At 64.5% G+C, this 15,971-nt stretch carries 14 protein-coding genes; 2 read left to right on the top strand and 12 right to left on the bottom strand.

Translation table 11 applies throughout. The features are described 5' to 3' along the window. Positions 1-69 precede the first annotated feature (69 nt). The 4 genes from ABIC94_RS10955 to ABIC94_RS10940 all read right to left on the bottom strand — a co-directional run bounded on the left by ABIC94_RS10955 (position 70) and on the right by ABIC94_RS10940 (position 4,244). A complete protein-coding gene (locus ABIC94_RS10955; RefSeq protein ID WP_354373039.1) occupies positions 70-1,011 on the bottom strand; it encodes a LysR family transcriptional regulator in 942 nt (313 codons plus the stop codon). 166 nt (positions 1,012-1,177) lie between these two features. Further along, positions 1,178-1,990 carry an ABC transporter ATP-binding protein gene (locus ABIC94_RS10950; RefSeq protein ID WP_354373038.1) on the bottom strand — a complete coding sequence of 271 codons (813 nt, stop codon included), beginning with the start codon at positions 1,988-1,990 and terminating at the stop codon, positions 1,178-1,180. A 41-nt stretch (positions 1,991-2,031) separates the two neighbouring features. After that, entirely contained in the window at positions 2,032-2,883 is an 852-nt protein-coding gene (gene ntrB, locus ABIC94_RS10945) for a nitrate ABC transporter permease (RefSeq protein WP_354373037.1), read from the bottom strand. Positions 2,884-2,885: 2 nt separating this feature from the next. Next, positions 2,886-4,244 (bottom strand): CmpA/NrtA family ABC transporter substrate-binding protein, encoded by a 1,359-nt coding sequence (locus tag ABIC94_RS10940; RefSeq protein WP_354373036.1) that lies wholly within the window; start codon positions 4,242-4,244, stop codon positions 2,886-2,888. Between the two features lie 220 nt (positions 4,245-4,464). Between ABIC94_RS10940 and ABIC94_RS10935 the strand changes: the two genes are divergently transcribed. Both ABIC94_RS10935 and ABIC94_RS10930 read left to right on the top strand, forming a co-directional pair. Next, positions 4,465-5,505 carry a carbon-nitrogen hydrolase family protein gene (locus ABIC94_RS10935; protein ID WP_354373035.1) on the top strand — a complete coding sequence of 347 codons (1,041 nt, stop codon included), beginning with the start codon at positions 4,465-4,467 and terminating at the stop codon, positions 5,503-5,505. Beyond that, positions 5,498-6,559: a molybdopterin-dependent oxidoreductase gene (locus ABIC94_RS10930; protein ID WP_354373034.1), complete on the top strand. Its 1,062-nt coding sequence runs from the start codon at positions 5,498-5,500 to the stop codon at positions 6,557-6,559. Before ABIC94_RS10935 ends, ABIC94_RS10930 begins: the two co-directional genes overlap by 8 nt. Before the next feature lie 200 nt (positions 6,560-6,759). On the opposite strand, the gene ABIC94_RS10925 is transcribed toward ABIC94_RS10930, so the two are convergent. The 8 genes from ABIC94_RS10925 to ABIC94_RS10890 form a co-directional block, all read right to left on the bottom strand. Further along, positions 6,760-8,274 (bottom strand): PepSY domain-containing protein, encoded by a 1,515-nt coding sequence (locus ABIC94_RS10925; protein WP_354373033.1) that lies wholly within the window; start codon positions 8,272-8,274, stop codon positions 6,760-6,762. A gap of 31 nt (positions 8,275-8,305) precedes the next feature. Then, entirely contained in the window at positions 8,306-10,498 is a 2,193-nt protein-coding gene (locus ABIC94_RS10920; RefSeq protein WP_354373032.1) for a TonB-dependent receptor, read from the bottom strand. A 131-nt stretch (positions 10,499-10,629) separates the two neighbouring features. Further along, complete coding sequence (locus ABIC94_RS10915) at positions 10,630-11,496, bottom strand: hypothetical protein (RefSeq protein WP_354373031.1); 867 nt, start codon at positions 11,494-11,496, stop codon at positions 10,630-10,632. After that, complete coding sequence (locus ABIC94_RS10910; protein WP_354373030.1) at positions 11,493-11,840, bottom strand: nitrile hydratase accessory protein; 348 nt, start codon at positions 11,838-11,840, stop codon at positions 11,493-11,495. Before ABIC94_RS10910 ends, ABIC94_RS10915 begins: the two co-directional genes overlap by 4 nt. Before the next feature lie 11 nt (positions 11,841-11,851). Then, entirely contained in the window at positions 11,852-12,481 is a 630-nt protein-coding gene (gene nthA, locus ABIC94_RS10905) for a nitrile hydratase subunit alpha (RefSeq protein WP_354373029.1), read from the bottom strand. After that, positions 12,478-13,245: a nitrile hydratase subunit beta gene (gene nthB / locus ABIC94_RS10900; protein ID WP_354373028.1), complete on the bottom strand. Its 768-nt coding sequence runs from the start codon at positions 13,243-13,245 to the stop codon at positions 12,478-12,480. The genes nthA and nthB overlap by 4 nt, the downstream gene beginning before the upstream one ends. Continuing rightward, positions 13,242-14,264: a CobW family GTP-binding protein gene (locus ABIC94_RS10895; protein ID WP_354373027.1), complete on the bottom strand. Its 1,023-nt coding sequence runs from the start codon at positions 14,262-14,264 to the stop codon at positions 13,242-13,244. Before ABIC94_RS10895 ends, nthB begins: the two co-directional genes overlap by 4 nt. An 11-nt stretch (positions 14,265-14,275) precedes the next feature. After that, positions 14,276-15,946: an MFS transporter gene (locus tag ABIC94_RS10890; protein WP_354373026.1), complete on the bottom strand. Its 1,671-nt coding sequence runs from the start codon at positions 15,944-15,946 to the stop codon at positions 14,276-14,278. Positions 15,947-15,971: the final 25 nt, after the last annotated feature.

Here is a 15,971-nt window from a genome sequence, read left to right as displayed (position 1 = left end):
GACGCTCTGGGCAAATCCGCACATCGGGTTGCGCCGATGCGGCAAGGCGTCCTCACGTATGCATGGCGGCTAGCCGCGCGGCTGCGCGTCCGCTGGGCCGTTGAGCCATTCTTGCTTCAACTCGAAGAGTCGATGAAGGTACTCGGTGACAGCGCGGATGCGGGCCGAGTATTGGAGGTCATGGTGCACGCTCACCCAGAGCGTTCGCGTCACCCTCGCCGTGTCGGCAAGCACCGGCACCAGGGTGTCCTCCTTCACCACGGAGAACTTGGGAAGCAGCACCAGGCCGAGCCCGGACGCCGCGGCGGCCATCTGCGCCAGCATGCTGTTGGACTGAAAGCTCATCGGAGGCCTTGCGACCACTTCATCGAGCCAGCGGACCGCGTCGAGCTGGATCAGGTCGTCCAGGTATCCCACGAACTGATGCTTGGAGAGGTCGGCCAGACTCGCGGGCACTCCGTGGTTCTCGAGATAACTCGGCGAGCCATACAAATACAACGCGAATGAGCCCGCTGTCTCGCACGCCAATCCCTGGCCGATCGGTTTGAAAAAGCTGACGAAAACATCGGCCTCCCTGCGGCTCACGTTGACGATGGAAGAAGACGTCACCAACTCCACGCGCAGCTTGGGGTGCTTGCGCAGCAGCGGCTCGAGATGGCGAGCCACGAACATGGCGCCGATGCCTTCCATCATGGCAATACGCACGCTGCCCGATGGCTCCCTGTCGGCTCCGCCAAGTTCCTCCTGCAGCGACAGCACGGCGCGCTCCATGTTCTCGGCCTGCAGCGCAAGGACATGCGCCAGCTCGGTGGGCTTGAGTCCGGTGCGGTGGCGTTCGAAGAGCGGGCCACCCAGGCACAACTCCAACTGCGCGAGCCGCCGGCTGACCGTGGAATGATCGATGTGAAGCTGCCTGGCCGCCTGGGAAAGACTCCCGGAACGATTGATATGCAGGAACAGGCGCACATCGTCCCAATCGAGGTTGGCGAGGGGTACCTTCTTGGTCGTCATGCGGCCTTCTCATGCGTTGTCGTATGCAATCCTGCTCCATCGGCCCGACCGGCCGGTGGTTCCTGGATAGCATTTCACATCGAGATGCGCATTACAAGCGCAGCCGAGCATGGCCGCTTCTCAGTCCGGGCACAGTGCCTCGGCGATGGAAGATTGCCGAGGCGAACTAGCCCGTCGGCTGCTCGACATGCGCCTGGCGTCGGTACAGGAAGTCCATCAGTGCACGCCTGCACTCCGCATAGGTCGGGTCGGTGGCCAGGCTGACGCGGTCGCGCGGGCGCCCGATCGGCACGTCCAGGATCTCCCCGATCCGTGCCGCGGGACCGTTGGTCATCATGACGATGCGGTCCGCAAGGAGCACCGCCTCGTCCACGTCGTGCGTGACCATGACCACCGTGCTTTCGGTTTTCTCGACGATGCCGAGCAGCTCGTCCTGCAACTTGGCGCGCGTGAGCGCGTCAAGCGCGCCGAAGGGCTCGTCCATCAGCAGGACCTGCGGTTCCATCGACAGTGCCCTGGCGATGCCGACGCGCTGCTTCATGCCGCCGGAGATTTCGCTGGGCTTCTTGTGTGCGGCATGTGCCAGGCCGACCATTTCGAGGGCCGCCTGGGTGCGGTGATCGACCGCGGATGCGGACTCGGCGCGAAACACGCTGCGCACGGCCATGCGCACGTTGTCGAAGCAGCTGAGCCACGGCAGGAGAGAATGGTTCTGGAACACCATTGCACGCCGAGGTCCGGGCCCACGGATGACCTCTCCGTCGCACGAGACGGTTCCCGCGGTCGGCGATGCCAGGCCCGCGAGAAGATTGAGCAGCGTGGATTTGCCGCAACCAGAATGGCCGATCAGTGCAACGAATTCGCCTCTGCGGATCTCCAGATTGATTTCGCTGAGCGCAGGAAAGTCGCCCTTGGGCGTGCTGAAGGTCTGCCGCACACCGCAAACCCGCAGGAACCCAGGCGTTGCGCTCGAGGCCATCGGGGCAGCGGAAAAAGTTGGACGCAACATGGTCTGGCCTTTCATTCACGGAAGCTCAAATGCTTCATCAATGCACCCAGCAACTGGTCGAGCACCAGGCCGACGACGCCGATCATCACGATGGCGACGATGATGCTGGAGATCTGCAGGTTGTTCCATTCGTTCCACACGAAGAAGCCGATCCCGCTCTGGCCCACCACCATCTCCGCCGCCACGATCACCAGCCAGGCGATGCCGATCGAGATGCGCATGCCCGTGAGGATCATGGGAACTGCCGCCGGAAAGACGATCTTGCGCGCGCGTTCCAGTGGCGTGAGTCCGATGACGCGGCCGACATTGGTCCAGTCCTGGCGCACGCTCGCGGTGCTGTACAGGGTGTTGATCAAGATCGGCCAGATCGAACAGATAAAGATGATGAAGATCGCCGAGGCGCCGCTGTCTTTCAGCGTGTAGAGCGCGAGCGGCATCCAGGCCATGGGCGAGACGGGCCGCAGCAGCTGGATGAAAGGATTCAGCGCCTGGCCCAGCCATGGAACCAGACCCAGCAAAAATCCCAGGGGAACGCCGACCAGCACGGCCAGGGCGTAGCCGCTGAACACGCGCCTGAGCGAGTCGAGCAAGTGCCAGGCAATGCCCAGGTCGTTCTCGCCGTTGCGGCGGAACGGATCCGCAAACAGTTCGCCGGCGCGCTTGAACACATCGACCGGCGTCGGAATGGCCGAGCGCTCCACGGATGCACCGGGACTCTTGCCCATCAGCTTGTCGTAGTCGGAAAGCTCCGCCGGCGCGCTGCCGCCCCCGCTGGAGGCGAGTGCCTGCCAGACGGCCAGCAAGAGCAGGCCGATCGCCAAAGTGGCCAGCCAGGAGCGTGAGGTCGAGATCGCGCCCTGCATGATCACGCCTTGCCCAGCGACTTCAGATAGTCGGCGGGACGATCGGAGTCGAAGCTCTTGCCCAGAATGATTTCCTTGCGGAATCCGACCTCGGGCGCCCTGCCGCCGCGCTCCTCGATGAGGCGCTTTGCATCGGTGGCCAGCATGACTTGGCGGGCGAGACCCTTGTAGTCCAGGTCCTCCTTGATCATGTTCCATCTGCGCATCTGGGTCAGAAGCCACACCGCGCTGGAGTAGTGAGGAAAGGGCTGGAAGTCGATGCGGCGCGGCAGGGTCTTCACATTGCCAAGGCCATCGGCGTACCTGCCGGTGAGGACCTGGTCCACGACCGTTTCGGGCTGATTGAGATATTGGGGCTGGGCAAGGATCTTGGCCATCCCTGCGCGATTGGCAGGCTCGGACACATGCAGGCTCGCTGCAATGATCGCGCGGTAGGCGGCCATGAAGCTGTTCGGATGGGCCTTGATCCAGGCCTCGGTTGCTGTGACCGAGCAGCAAGGATGCTCCGGCCAGATCTCGCTCGAAACCAGGTGAATGAAACCCGTGCCTTCGTACACAGCGCGCTGGCCGCCCGGCTCGCCGCCGAAGAAGCCGTCGATGTTGCCCACGCGGAGGTTGGAGACGTACTCGGACGGAGGAACGACGCGGTAGGAGACGTCCCGGTCCGCGTCCAGCCCCGCCGATGCGAGGTAGTGGCGCAGCTGGAGCATCTGGTGGGATTGCTCGAACGGCACGGCAAACCTGAAGCCCTTCCAGTTCTTCGGGTCGCGGTTGTCCTTGTGCTTCATCGCAAGGACCAGCGAGTTGCCGTTCTGGTTGAGCACCGTCATCACACGGGCCGGAATGGGAGCGCCGCCGATGCCGGCGGACATGGCCAGCGCAACGGGCATCACCTGCTGGGAGATGTCCAGTTCCCCGTTCACCATCTTGTCGCGGATCAGCGCGATTCCGGCGATCTTCTGCAGGCTCAACTCCAGCCCCTCGCGCGGGAAAAGTCCGAGCTGCTCCGCATAGATCAGCGGCGTCGCGCAGGTGATGGGCAGGAAGCCGACAGCGAGCCGCTTTTTCTCCGGCACGCCCTTGCTGCTGCGCTCCTGCGCGACGGCGGCAAGCTGGGTCAGCGGCGTGAGTGCCGTGAGTGCGGCCAGCGCCCCCGCCCGACCCAGCGTCTTGACGAAGGCACGCCGCTGGCCGTGCTCGGGAAAGAGGCCGTGCAGCATGCCCTGGGCCATGGCGCCGGCCAGCGCATCGTCGGCATTCGCAGGCTTCTCCGCGAGGCACTCCTCATCGTCACCGTGGGTACTGCCACATGCGCAGAGGCCGGTGCGGGAAAGGCGAACATACTCGTGTGATGGGTCCATGGGCCCTCCAGGCTGGTTGAACGGACAGGTCCGCGACACGGCAATGGTGAGCATGTTCTGTGCAAATAGCCGCCGGGAAATTCGCAACCCACTGTGCGCAGATCCTGCATGGACCTGAGGAGCCGGCAAAAACGCACCATTGGTTGCGTTTTTCGCGCATCTGCACGGCCGCACCGGCAACTATCCTGTGGGCCTCAGCAACGCAGAGCGAGTACCTGACATGAGTTCATTGCCCCGGGTGAAGGTTGCCGCCGCCCACGCAGCGCCGGTGCTGCTCGACAAGACCGCCACGACCGAAAAGGCCGTGTCCATCATCAAGGAGGCCGCCCTCCATGGCGCGCAGGTGATCGCGTTTCCGGAGACGTATATCCCAGCGTTCCCGGTGTGGGCCGCCCTGTGGGCGCCCATCTACAACCACGATCTGTTCGAGGCCATGGTCGAGAACAGCGTCTATGTGCCGGGGCCCGAGGTGGCCTTGATTGCGGCAGCCGCCAAGCGCTTTGGCGTGTGCGTGTCGATGGGCATCAGCGAGCGCAGCACCGTGAGCACCGGCTGCATCTGGAACTCCAACATCCTGATCGGCGAGACGGGCGAGTTGCTCAACCACCATCGCAAGCTGGTGCCGACCTTCTACGAGAAGCTGGTCTGGGCGGCGGGCGACGGACAGGGACTTCGCGTCGCCGAGACCCGCTTCGGGCGCATCGGCGGGCTGATCTGCGGCGAGAACACCAACCCGCTTGCGCGCTTCTCGCTCATGGCGCAGGCAGAGCAGATCCATGTCTCCAGCTGGCCGCCAATGTGGCCCACGCGCAAGCCGTCGGGCGGCGGAAACTTCGACAACGTTACGGCAAACCGCATCCGGGCGTCCGCCCATTCGTTCGAAGCCAAGGCGTTCGGAATCATCTGCGCGAGCTTCATGGACAAGGCGATGCGTGACTTCCTGGTGGATCGCGATCCTGCCGTGGCAGAGGTGGTCGACGGCACGCCGCGCGCCGCATCGATGTTCGTGGACCCCACCGGCACGCAGATCGGCGACACGCTTCAGAACGAGGAAGGGATCGCCTATGCGGAGTTCGACCTGAACAAGTGCATCGAGCCGAAGCAGTTCCATGACGTGGTGGGCTACTACAACCGATTCGACGTCTTCTCTCTGGGTGTCGAACGCCGCCGCCACGAGCCGGTCGCGTGGTCCGGGTCTTCCGATCCGCAGTTTCCGCGGCTGCTCGACGATGAGGTGACTGCCGGGGTGCTGAATGAATAGCTCGACTTTCCTGCCACCGCTGCCTGAAGGAGCAGAGCGTTCGGTTGTCGTTGGTCGGTCTCCCGGATTCCACCTGAAGCCGCCACCCGCCCCTGCGGCGCTGCGCGACGTCATCACCTCCGACGCGCAGCTCTTCGAGACCATCCACATGGGTTCGGTCGACGTCGACGCCAAGCGCTGGCGGCTGCAAGTCGACGGGCTCGTCCGCAGGCCTTTCTCGATCGATCTGGACGGTCTCAGGCGGCTGCCTTCGGTTTCCATCACCGCCTTTCACGAGTGCTTTGGCAGCCCCCTGGTTCCGGCCGACGACAACCTCTGGCGGGTGGGCAACGTCCGCTGGACCGGTGTGCCGCTGGCTGTGCTGCTCGAGCATGCGCAGCTCGAGACGGGTGCCACCCATGTGTGGTCGGACGGGCTCGATAGCGGCGAATTCGGCGGTCGCAAGATGAACCGGTACCGCAAGGATCTGCCGATCTCGAAGGCGCTGTCTCACGAGGTGCTCGTGGCTTACGAGATGAATGGCGCACCCCTGACGCGCGAGCGGGGCGGGCCCGTTCGGCTGGTGGTGCCTGGCTGGTTCGGCACCAACATGACCAAGTGGCTCTGCCGGCTGTCGGTCCAAGGCAGGCGTGCGAACTCCCCCTTCACGACCGTCTGGTACAACCGCGACAGCGAGCATGAAGGCAAAGTCATTCGAGGGCCGGTGTGGGCCGTCGAGCCCAATTCGATGATCACCCATCCGGCACCCGGCGACACCATCTCCGCAGATGATGTGAAAGTCAAGGGCTGGGCCTGGAGCAACAACGGCATCAGTAGCTTGGCCCTCAGCACCGATGGTGCAGCAACATGGCAATTGGCCAAGGTCCGACCCCGCCGAGAATTCGAATGGCAGCAGTTCGCAGCAACGCTTCCACTGCCGCGAAGTCCCGGTCCAGTGAGCATCATCGCGAGAGCCCGTGACGCCGATGGATCTATTCAGCCATTAAGTGGGACACGAAACGCGGCCCATTCGGTCCAGATTGACCGTCTTCTACCGGGCTCCAAAACAGCGTGACGATGTCTTCCTTCGCCGCGGCTGCGATCGTGAAATGGCTAAGATCCTCATGCTTTCCCGCGATGTGATGGGACCGGAGGTAGAGCTGTTTCTATTGATCGTTGTTGGAGGCCTTTGCGGTGATCAGCGCGACAGACGGCAATCACGGCAAAGGCCTGGCGGCAGCAGCACGATATTCGGCCACGAGGCGTGTCTCCTCTTTAACGAGCGATTCCCTTGTGTCGTGCACTTTCCGTCTCGAGCGACAGAGCGCGCCATCCAATGACGCACGATGTGATGCACAGGGCCGTACCGAGCAGGGAAAGAATCAGCACCAGGGCGTCGCGCAACCAGGGCCGTGCGCGCAGCGGCTCGAAGTCGAGGCTGTGCAATCCTTGGTAGAGAAGCCGCTGCCAGCGGCCTGACGGATCGACTCGCAACAGCACCTTGCCCGAGGCGGCGTCGGCATACAGGTCCGTGCCGTCGGGCCAATGGGCGCGCCAGACTGGCAACGGCCGGGTGTCCAGCGCCTCCGCCGAGGCCGGATCCTTCGCGTAGTAGACCTCGTCGTAGCGATCGATCCGCGTCACGCTCGCAGGGGAGCGGTCGACACCACGCACACGCTGCAGAGTGCCCGACACCCATCCGTCCGGCAACACTGGTTCCACCGCCGGCATGGCGCTCGCGTCGTCCGCGCGCACCCACCACCGCTGCTGCGTGCCCTGGATGCGGTACCAGACTTGCCCGTCGATTCGAAGCCGCTCGAGTTCCAACGCCTGCGCACCGGCTTCTCGGGCCGCGACCGCAGCCAGGGCCAGTTGCGGCGTCACAACGGCACCCCGGTCGGCGCCGAGCCAGCGGTCGCGCTCGGCGGTGGGGAGCCCCCGTGAAGAGAACACCCCATAGGGATTCATCGACATCAGGCCCGAGAAAATCCAGGTGAGCGTGAACACCGCGGCGACCAGGCCGGCCATGTGGTGCCAACGCATCCAGAACTTGCGATAGGGGATCCAGCGAGACCGGTTGAGGAACAGCTGCCAGATTCCCAGCACCAGCCCCGTCGCGGCCAGCAGCACGCCAGGGATCGAGAGCCAGACGACGACCTGGTTCCATGCTTGCGGGAACTGCCGCAGCACGGTCGGGTAGATCCAGTGCGGCACGGCGCCGATCCAGTTCCAGAACCGCTCGGCACGGCGCGTGTCGCGCACCACCTCGGCGGCCGTGCTGGACACGTACAGTTCGAGGCCATCGTCGCCTTCCAGGCTGACTTTGAAAAGAGGACGGTAGGGATCCATTCCTTGCGGAACCGTCCACTGGTCGCGCTCGAGCCCTTCGGCCGACAGCGCCCGCCGGCCGCTGGAGATCTCGGCCACCTTCATGGCCTGGACGGAGGTCAGCGGCGCCATCCGCGCACCGGTGCGGGCATCGAGCGTCTGCCACTGCGGGGCGCTCTTGTTGCCGGTATCGACCAGGAGCCGCCAGGCCGGCGTCTCTTCCTCGGCCATCGCGAGGCGTGCTTCGGTGAACGCCACGCCGGCTCGTCTTGCCGCTTCTTCGGCCGTCAGGCAGCAATCGGCGGCCAGCGCCATGGGCTGCAGTCCGGCCCGGCGCTCTGCCTGCGTGAGGTTGGGGAACGGCACGTAATACAGCACGATGCCACTGAGGAACCACATCAGGAACAGCAGCGCCAGCGAGATGCCGAGCCACTTGTGGATGAAGATCAGGGCCGGCTTCATGCCTTTGCCATCGGCTGGGTTGGCACGCGCATCAGAAAGTCGCCCGGTAGGCGACTTCGAAACTGCGCGGTGCGCCGATCATGACTTGGTCGTTCGAATTCGCGCCGCTCCAGTAGGCGTAGGGCTTGTCCGTCAGGTTGCGCACGCGAAACGTGAGGTCGCCCTTTGGCAGCGTCCAGGTCGCATAGGCGGTCGCCGTGGTGAACCCGTTCATGCGCACCGTATTGGCGTTGTTGGCGTAGGAGTGGGCGGTTCGGTTGACGCCCCCACCCACGCGCACCGGCCATCCAGGGATCTCGTAGTCAGCCCAGAGATTGGCAACCGTCTTCGGCACATTCGGCGGCGTGTTTCCGGCCCGCGAAACGTTGCCGGCCTCGATCAGTTGATCGAACTGCGCCTCGACGCGTGCCAGGTTGCCGCTCAGCGTCAGGTCGCGCGTCGCCTTCCAGGCCGCGGCGAGTTCGAGGCCGTGGGCGGATTGCTTGCCGCTGTTGACGGTGAGCGTCGGGTTGCTGAAATCGCGCGACAGCACGTTGTCAAGTTCGATCTTGTAAGCCGCCACCGTGTAGTCGAGTCGCCCGTCGAAAGCCGACTGCTTGACGCCGACCTCGAGTTGCTTGCCCGTCGAGAGGCTGAAGGCACCGTTGGCGGCCGAGAGCAACAGGAGGTTGCCCGTCCCGACCGGCGCGCTCGCGTTGGTGTACTGCGCATAGACCGACGTGTCGGGGTCGATGGCGAACACCACGCCCAGCCGTCCCGATGTCGGCCTGTACTTCTGGGTGAACGAGGTCAGGGCTCGGGTGTTCAGGTCCACGCTCTGGCGTTCCAGCTTCACGTAGTCCTGGCGCAAGCCGCCCACGACGGTCCAACGGTCGCTGACGGACAAGGCGTCTTCCAGGAACAGCGAGCTGGTGGGGATCCGTGCGCCGAAGATCGTGCGGTTGCCGGCGCCGGCGTAGAGCGCCGGATTGGCGGCAAAGGCACCATAGCTTCCCGGGAAGGTGGCGAATTCGCCCACCGCGAGGGCATTGTCGGCCGCGGCCGATCCATTCGAGAAATCGCGGTTGGAGGAAAAGTCGGTCTTCGTGTGCTCGAGGCCCGCCACGAACCGGTTCTTCATGCCGGCGATGGGCGAGGTGTTCGTGAGATCGAGCCGGTTCGTGAGAATCTGGTGGTCGTGCGTGATACCGACCAGGTCGCGCGCGATCCGCCCGGGCGCGGCAAAGGCGAAGGACTCTGCATTGCGCCACGCCCTGTCCGCCGTGTAGTAGGACAGTTCGTTGCGCAGCTTCCATTCCGGCGCGATCTGCCAGGTCAGCTTGGCACGCGTCCAGAGGCTGCGCGCGCTCATCTGGGCATCGTCGACGTTGTAGTTGCGAAAGGCGATGCTGCGATCGACCACTCGCCCCGCCGAGTCGCCCACGATGTCGGTCGGCTGCATCGCAAAGGCACGCGGCACGAGCGGCGTCCCCTGGTAGGACAGCGCGCTGTCTTTGGCATAGTCCATCGTCAGATCGAGCGTCAGGTCATGCGTCAAGGCCGTGGTGAACCCCACGGTGAGGTTGTCGTACCGCTGCTTGTTGCGGTCGATGTACCCGTTGGTCTCCTGGCGGCTGTAGTCCAGCCGCAAAGCACTCGATTCGCCGATGTTGACGCCCAGGCCGACGCCGGCACGCACCGTGCCGAAACTGCCGTAGGACAGCATGGCCTCGGCACCCGGGTTGTTTCGGTCGGGCCGCTTGGTCACGAAATTGACGGCCGCGCCGATGGCGCCTTCGCCGTAGAGCACCGAGGCAGGGCCCTTCAGGATTTCGATGCGCTCGTAGTTCCAGGTGTCCTGCGGCCGGCTCACCATCGAGGCCACCGCCACCCGATCGCCATCGAACAGGTAGGTGATGAAGCCGCCCGTGAAGCCGCGTGTCGATGCCACGGAGGGGGAACCAGGCGCGCCACCCGCGGTCATCCCCACGCTGCCGCGCAATGCCTCCTCGAAAGTTCGCGCACCGCGCCGCTCCATCATTTCCTGCGTGATCACCTCCGCAGAAGCAGGCGTTTCGCGCACGGTCAGATCCAGCCGGCTGCCAACCGCGGGCGTTGCCTGCAGCGATGGAGACTGGTCCTGCTGCGTGGCCGTCACCTCAACGGCTTGCAGGCTCACCTGCGCCAGCGTCGAGGTGCTGGCCAGCAGGGCAACGGCGCCCGGGAATGCAATGTGTTTGACCATGAGAGAACCGGAGAAGAAGATGGAAGCGCTGGGTTGCCAAGCTCTGGGCAGAGAGGCACTCGTGGCCACCGGACGCAGCCGCGCCGCGGGCTGGCAGTTGTCGGTTCACCGACGTACGCTGCGGGGCGACATCAGGAGGTCCGCGAAGGAAGAGGTGTTGGGGGCGCGTCTTTCCGAAGGCCCGGCATGACGCACGCTCGCGCACTGCGTGCGCGCCTGGCACTCCACGCCCAGATGCCCAGCATGACAACAACCAGCGCAGCGCCGGCGAATGAAAACGCCATGTCGTCGAGTTCGACTTCCGGCAACAACGCCTTGGCCACGTTGTAGACAGCCACGCCGAATGAGATGGCAACGATGAGCCAGCCCAGTGTCCGGCGCACGCGGCGCCCCGCCTCCGGATTTTCGATGCCTCGGCCGATTCGGCAAATGATGCGGCCGTCCAGCGTATCGGTGACCATCATCCCTGCCGTAAAGGTCATCCCTGCGAGCAAGGCAGCCCATGCACCGCCGTTCTTGTTGCTGGCGACGTAGCCCCAGGCTGCCGCCTGTGTGGCGGTGTCGAAGACGGTGGCGAACAGCACGCCGATGACCACCACCGACCAGGCACTCGTCTGCTGCCGCAAGCGCGCAGGGATCAGGCTCATTTTCCAGCCGGTCGGCGCGTAGGCCTCCTCCCTGCGCAGCAGCAGGCGCAGATTGAGGCAGCCGACCACGATCAGCAGCAAGGTTGGAATCCATCCGAAAACGGTCACCACGAGGCCCGGAGGATCGAAGTGCAGCGCAAGCTTGCTGACGACCACCGCGATCAGCGTGACCAGCAGGCCGTGGCCGAGCGCGAACAAGGTCCCGATCCAACCTGCATGGGCATGCGAATGATTGAGCGCGCGCCAGGTGAGGCCGTCGATGCAGGCGATGTGGTCGGGGTCCAACCCGTGCCGCAGGCCCAGCACGAACATCAGGACCAGCCCCGAAAAGGAAAGCCACTCGGCACTCATTCACTGCTCCGCGCCGACCGTTCAGCCAGGGCCTGGGCCAGTTCGCCTTCGGTGATTACATGCTGCCGTTCCAGAACCTGCAGCAGCGCCCCGAAGAACCGCTCGTAATAGTCCCACGGCGGCTGTGCTGCGCAATCAAGCCGTTCCCAGTCGCCGATCGATTCAATCAGGTGCTGCCGGAAGTCCTCCCACTCGAAGTGCCCCTGCTTGGCCACCGCCAGCGTCAACCCGAAGAGCTGCCGTTGCCACGCCTCTGCAAAGAACAGCTTACCCTGGCTGCGCGGCGGCGAGTCGACATGGCCCAGCATCTGGGAAGCAGCATATTCCTCGAAGCGAGTGAACATGGCACCCGGCCTCAGGTCGCTGTAGGCGGCGGTACCAGCGCGACGCCCATCATCGCCTCCGGCGTGACCAGCGCAGCCAGTTGCTCTTCACTGAAGCCGTCGGTGTTGGCCGGCCGCTCAGGCACAACGAACCAGCGGATCTGCGCGCTGCTGTCCCACACCTTCACTTCGATGTGCTCACTTATCGGTACGCCGAACTCGCGCAAGACTGCGCGCGGCTCGCGCACGCCTCGGGCGCGGAACACCGGATCCTTGTACCAGTACGGCGGCAGCCCGAGCACCGGCCACGGATAGCAGGAACAGAGCGTGCAGATGATCAGGTTGTGCACACCCGGACCGTTGGCCACCGCGGCCATGTGCTCTCCTTCGGCGCCTTCCATGCCCAGCGGCAGCTGAAGTTCGGCAATGGCCCGGGGCGTGTCGTCGAGCAGGCGCTGCTTGTAGGCGGGATCGACCCATGCCCGCGCAACGATGCGCGCGCCGTTGAACGGTCCCGCGATCTTCTCGAAATGATCGAGCACCGCATCGACCGAATCGCTGCCGATCACGCCTTTCTCGATCAGCAGGGCCTCCAGCGCGCGCACCTTCGCGGCACTCGCTGCTTCGCGCTCGTCGTTGTACTTGAACAGATCGCTGCTCATGACGTTTTCTCTTCTTCCTTGGGCGTTCCAGATTGCAGGTAGACCTCAAAGAGGTCGGCGTAGATCGTCGTATTCGGTTCGCAGAGGTCGGGGCCCCAGATGTCGCGCGCATCGAACGCAACGCGGTACACCGGCATCGGTCCTTCCAACCCGTCCGGTCCTGTCGAGCAGAAATACTCGAAGGCACCCGGGTATACCTCGCGGACAGTGCCCTTCTTATTGCGCAGGTAGCCGGGTAGCCGCGTGTGGTCGGCCGCCGCGGGGTCGGCCACATGCACCGTCTGGCCAACCGCGAACCGCGGTGCATGCGGCAGCGGCCGCAAGCTGGAATCGCCTTGCAGAAGGTAGTCGACGATCTGGCGTTTGATCGGCTCGCTGGGCCGCTCGGGCAGCGGCGCGTCGGGCTGGACGCGATAGTGCGCGGTCCGCCAAGCCAACTCTTGGGCGGTGATGTAGCCCTCGTCGACAAAGAACTGGCTGATGCCCATCAGCCATTTCTCGTAGTAGCGGAACTTGAAATACTCGAAGGGCTGCATGCTCTCGGCACCGGTGCGTAGCGAGGCCCAGGTCCAAGTGTCCTTGAACGTTGTCGGCAAGGTGGCCATCGGATATCTGGGCAATGCCTCTGCGAGGTGGGCGCTCTCGGCCATCATCACCGTGTGGATGCCGAAGATACGCTTCTCCCATTCCTGCACGAAGACGCGGGTTTCGAGGTGGACGGGCCCGAGATTCTCAAGGCCGCCCAGCGCATGTTGGAGTTTCATGGGTGCTCCGTTTCAGATTCGGTGGCAGGAGCCGGCGCCCGTTCGGGTTGAACCACGAGACATCCGAGGAAACCCTCGCGCAACGCGTCGGCCGCAAGCTCCCGCCCGATGAAGACCAGCTTGCTGCAGCGCAGCTCATCGGGGCCCCACCGCCGCCCAGGCCGCGCATCGAGCAGCATGTGCACGCTGTGACAGTGGAACTGCCGCGCCTCGCCGTCGAAGTGAAGCACGCCCTTCGTGCGCATCAGCCGCGCGCCCTCGCGTTGAACCAGCTGGTTCATCCAGCGGCTGAACCGCTCCGGATCGATTGCACCATCGGTTTCAATGCAGCACGAGCCGATCGAGGTGTCGTGCTCGTGGTCGTGCGCTTCGCCGTCCAGCAGATCGGGCTCAATCGAAAGCACGTGCGGAAAGGAGAAGCGCTTCGTGCCCAGCAGCTCGGCGGCCGAAACCTGTGCCCGCTCGGTCCGGACCAGGTGCGCGGCCGGATTCAGCCTGCGCAGCTCTCCATCGAGTTGCTCCAGCTCCGATGCGCTGGGAATCTCGACCTTGTTGAGCACGATCACGTCTGCAAAGGCGATCTGCTCGCGCACGATGTCGTCGCCGATATGGAGCAGGATGTGATGGGCATCGGCGACGGTGACCACCGACTCGAGTTCCACGAGTTGCAACAAGGCGGGATCGGCAAGAAAGCTCTGCAGCACCGGAGCGGGGTCGGCCAGGCCGGAAGTCTCGATGATCAGCCGCTCGATCGGACGTTCGGCGCGTTGCAGCAGCTCGTTCACCGCCGCTGTCAGGTCCTTTCGCACCGTGCAGCAGACGCAGCCATTGGTGATCTCGATCAGCGGCTGGTCATCGGCGACGATCAGCTGCCCGTCGATGCCGACCTCGCCGAACTCGTTGACGATGATGCCGATGTAGGTGCCGCTGCACTGCGCCAGCAGGTGGTTCACGAGCGTGGTCTTGCCGGCCCCGAGGAAGCCGGTGACGATCGTGACGGGGATCTTGGCGGGAGCCATGCCGGTCCGGTCTACTGTTCAGACGCAGCGAGCGTCGAGGTGGAACGCGGCGCTTCCGTTGCCGCCATCGGCTCGCGCATGTCGAGCCCCCGGCGATCACGAATGCAGAACGCACCGATCACCAAGGTGAGCAGCGCTACCGCAATCGTGTAGACGAGCCCGCGGAAGATGTCGCCGCTGCTCACAACCATCGCAGTGGCGATGAACGGCGCGAAGCCGCCGATCCAGCCGTTGCCGAACTGAAGAGCCACGGAGACGCCGCTGTAGCGCACCTGCGTCGGAAACTGCTCGACGAGGAACGCGCCCATCGGACCGTACACCATGGTCGCGAGGAAGACCAGCACGAACAGCATCAGCACGACCATGGGCGCATTCACGCGTGCCGGATCGGCCGTGAGCGGCATGCCGCGCTCGACCAGCACGCGGCGCAGTGCCGCTTCATCGAAACCGGTCAGCGTCGTTTCGGCGACCACGAACTGCAGCTCGCCCGCTTGCGGCTGCAAGGTGTACGGCACGCCTTGCGCGGCCAGGAACGAGCGGGCGCGCGTGCACGGCTTGGTCGCCTTCGGCTGGAACAGCTGGCCGATGAAGGACTGGTCCTCGCTGCAGTCGCCGCCTTGGATGACGACCTGGGTGCGGGCGCGGAACTCCTCCAGGGCCGGATTACCGTACTTGGCCATGCCCTGGAAAAGCGGCATGAACAGGATGGCGGAAAGCAAGCAACCCGTCAGCATGATCCACTTGCGCCCGATCAGGTCGGACAACCAACCGAAAAGCACGAAGAATGGCGTAGCTAGCACCAGGGCGATCGTGAGGTAGGCGTAGGCGGACTGCGGCGGCAGCTTGAGCGTCGCGGTGAGGAACTGCAAGCTGTAGAAGTGCGCGGTGTACCAGATCACCGCCTGCCCGGCCACGGCGCCGAAAATCGTCACCAGGACGATGCGCAAAGTGCGAGGGTTGCCGAAAGTGTCCTTGACCGGGTTGCGCGAGCCCTTGCCGTGCGCCTTCATCTCGAGAAACACCGGCGACTCCTCCAGCCGCATGCGCACATACAGCGAGTACACGAGCAGCCCGATGGACAGCAGGAATGGCACGCGCCATCCCCACAAGGCGAATGACTCGACGGACATCGACGAGCGCAGCGCCAGGATCACGCCCAGGGAAACAAGCAACCCAATGGTACCGGTGATCTGCAACCAACTCGTCATGAAGCCGCGGCGCCGCGGATCGGAATGCTCGGCGATGTAGGTGACGGCACCGCCGAACTCGCCGCCAATTGCCAGGCCTTGAAGAAGGCGCAGCAGCACCAGGATGGCCGGCGCGGCCCAGCCGATGGTTTCAAACGTGGGCAGGAATCCGATCGTGGCGGTGGCAATGCCCATGATCATCATCGTCACCAGGAAGGTCTTCTTGCGCCCGACCAGATCGCCCAGCCGCCCGAAGACGATCGCACCGAAAGGCCTCAGCACGAAGCCTGCGCCGAAAGTCGCAAGCGACGCGAGAATGGCCGCCGACTCGTTGCCCTTCGGAAAGAACAATCCGCCGAAGAACACGGCGAGGCTGCCGTAGATGAAAAAGTCGTACCACTCGAATACGGTGCCGAGCGCGGCGGCGAAGACCACTCGGCGCGTTTCACGCGAACGCTCGGGGGTGGCGGGGGAAGTCTCAACTGCTGTTGTCATGTCCATACTCCTTGATGTATGGCGG

The organism is Variovorax paradoxus, assembly GCF_040544635.1.
Classification (GTDB): domain Bacteria; phylum Pseudomonadota; class Gammaproteobacteria; order Burkholderiales; family Burkholderiaceae_C; genus Variovorax; species Variovorax paradoxus_R.
Note: the sequence above shows the minus strand (reverse complement) of the source record. Positions and strands in the feature narration are given on the sequence as shown.

Bases quoted from the DNA above. Each gene is read 5' to 3' on its own strand.
- ABIC94_RS10955 (WP_354373039.1), bottom strand. From the start codon at position 1,011: ATGACGACCAAGAAGGTACCCCTCGCCAACCTCGATTGGGACGATGTG.
- ABIC94_RS10950 (WP_354373038.1), bottom strand. From the start codon at position 1,990: ATGGCCTCGAGCGCAACGCCTGGGTTCCTGCGGGTTTGCGGTGTGCGG.
- ntrB (WP_354373037.1), bottom strand. From the start codon at position 2,883: ATGCAGGGCGCGATCTCGACCTCACGCTCCTGGCTGGCCACTTTGGCG.
- ABIC94_RS10940 (WP_354373036.1), bottom strand. From the start codon at position 4,244: ATGGACCCATCACACGAGTATGTTCGCCTTTCCCGCACCGGCCTCTGC.
- ABIC94_RS10935 (WP_354373035.1), top strand. From the start codon at position 4,465: ATGAGTTCATTGCCCCGGGTGAAGGTTGCCGCCGCCCACGCAGCGCCG.
- ABIC94_RS10930 (WP_354373034.1), top strand. From the start codon at position 5,498: ATGAATAGCTCGACTTTCCTGCCACCGCTGCCTGAAGGAGCAGAGCGT.
- ABIC94_RS10925 (WP_354373033.1), bottom strand. From the start codon at position 8,274: ATGAAGCCGGCCCTGATCTTCATCCACAAGTGGCTCGGCATCTCGCTG.
- ABIC94_RS10920 (WP_354373032.1), bottom strand. From the start codon at position 10,498: ATGGTCAAACACATTGCATTCCCGGGCGCCGTTGCCCTGCTGGCCAGC.
- ABIC94_RS10915 (WP_354373031.1), bottom strand. From the start codon at position 11,496: ATGAGTGCCGAGTGGCTTTCCTTTTCGGGGCTGGTCCTGATGTTCGTG.
- ABIC94_RS10910 (WP_354373030.1), bottom strand. From the start codon at position 11,840: ATGTTCACTCGCTTCGAGGAATATGCTGCTTCCCAGATGCTGGGCCAT.
- nthA (WP_354373029.1), bottom strand. From the start codon at position 12,481: ATGAGCAGCGATCTGTTCAAGTACAACGACGAGCGCGAAGCAGCGAGT.
- nthB (WP_354373028.1), bottom strand. From the start codon at position 13,245: ATGAAACTCCAACATGCGCTGGGCGGCCTTGAGAATCTCGGGCCCGTC.
- ABIC94_RS10895 (WP_354373027.1), bottom strand. From the start codon at position 14,264: ATGGCTCCCGCCAAGATCCCCGTCACGATCGTCACCGGCTTCCTCGGG.
- ABIC94_RS10890 (WP_354373026.1), bottom strand. From the start codon at position 15,946: ATGACAACAGCAGTTGAGACTTCCCCCGCCACCCCCGAGCGTTCGCGT.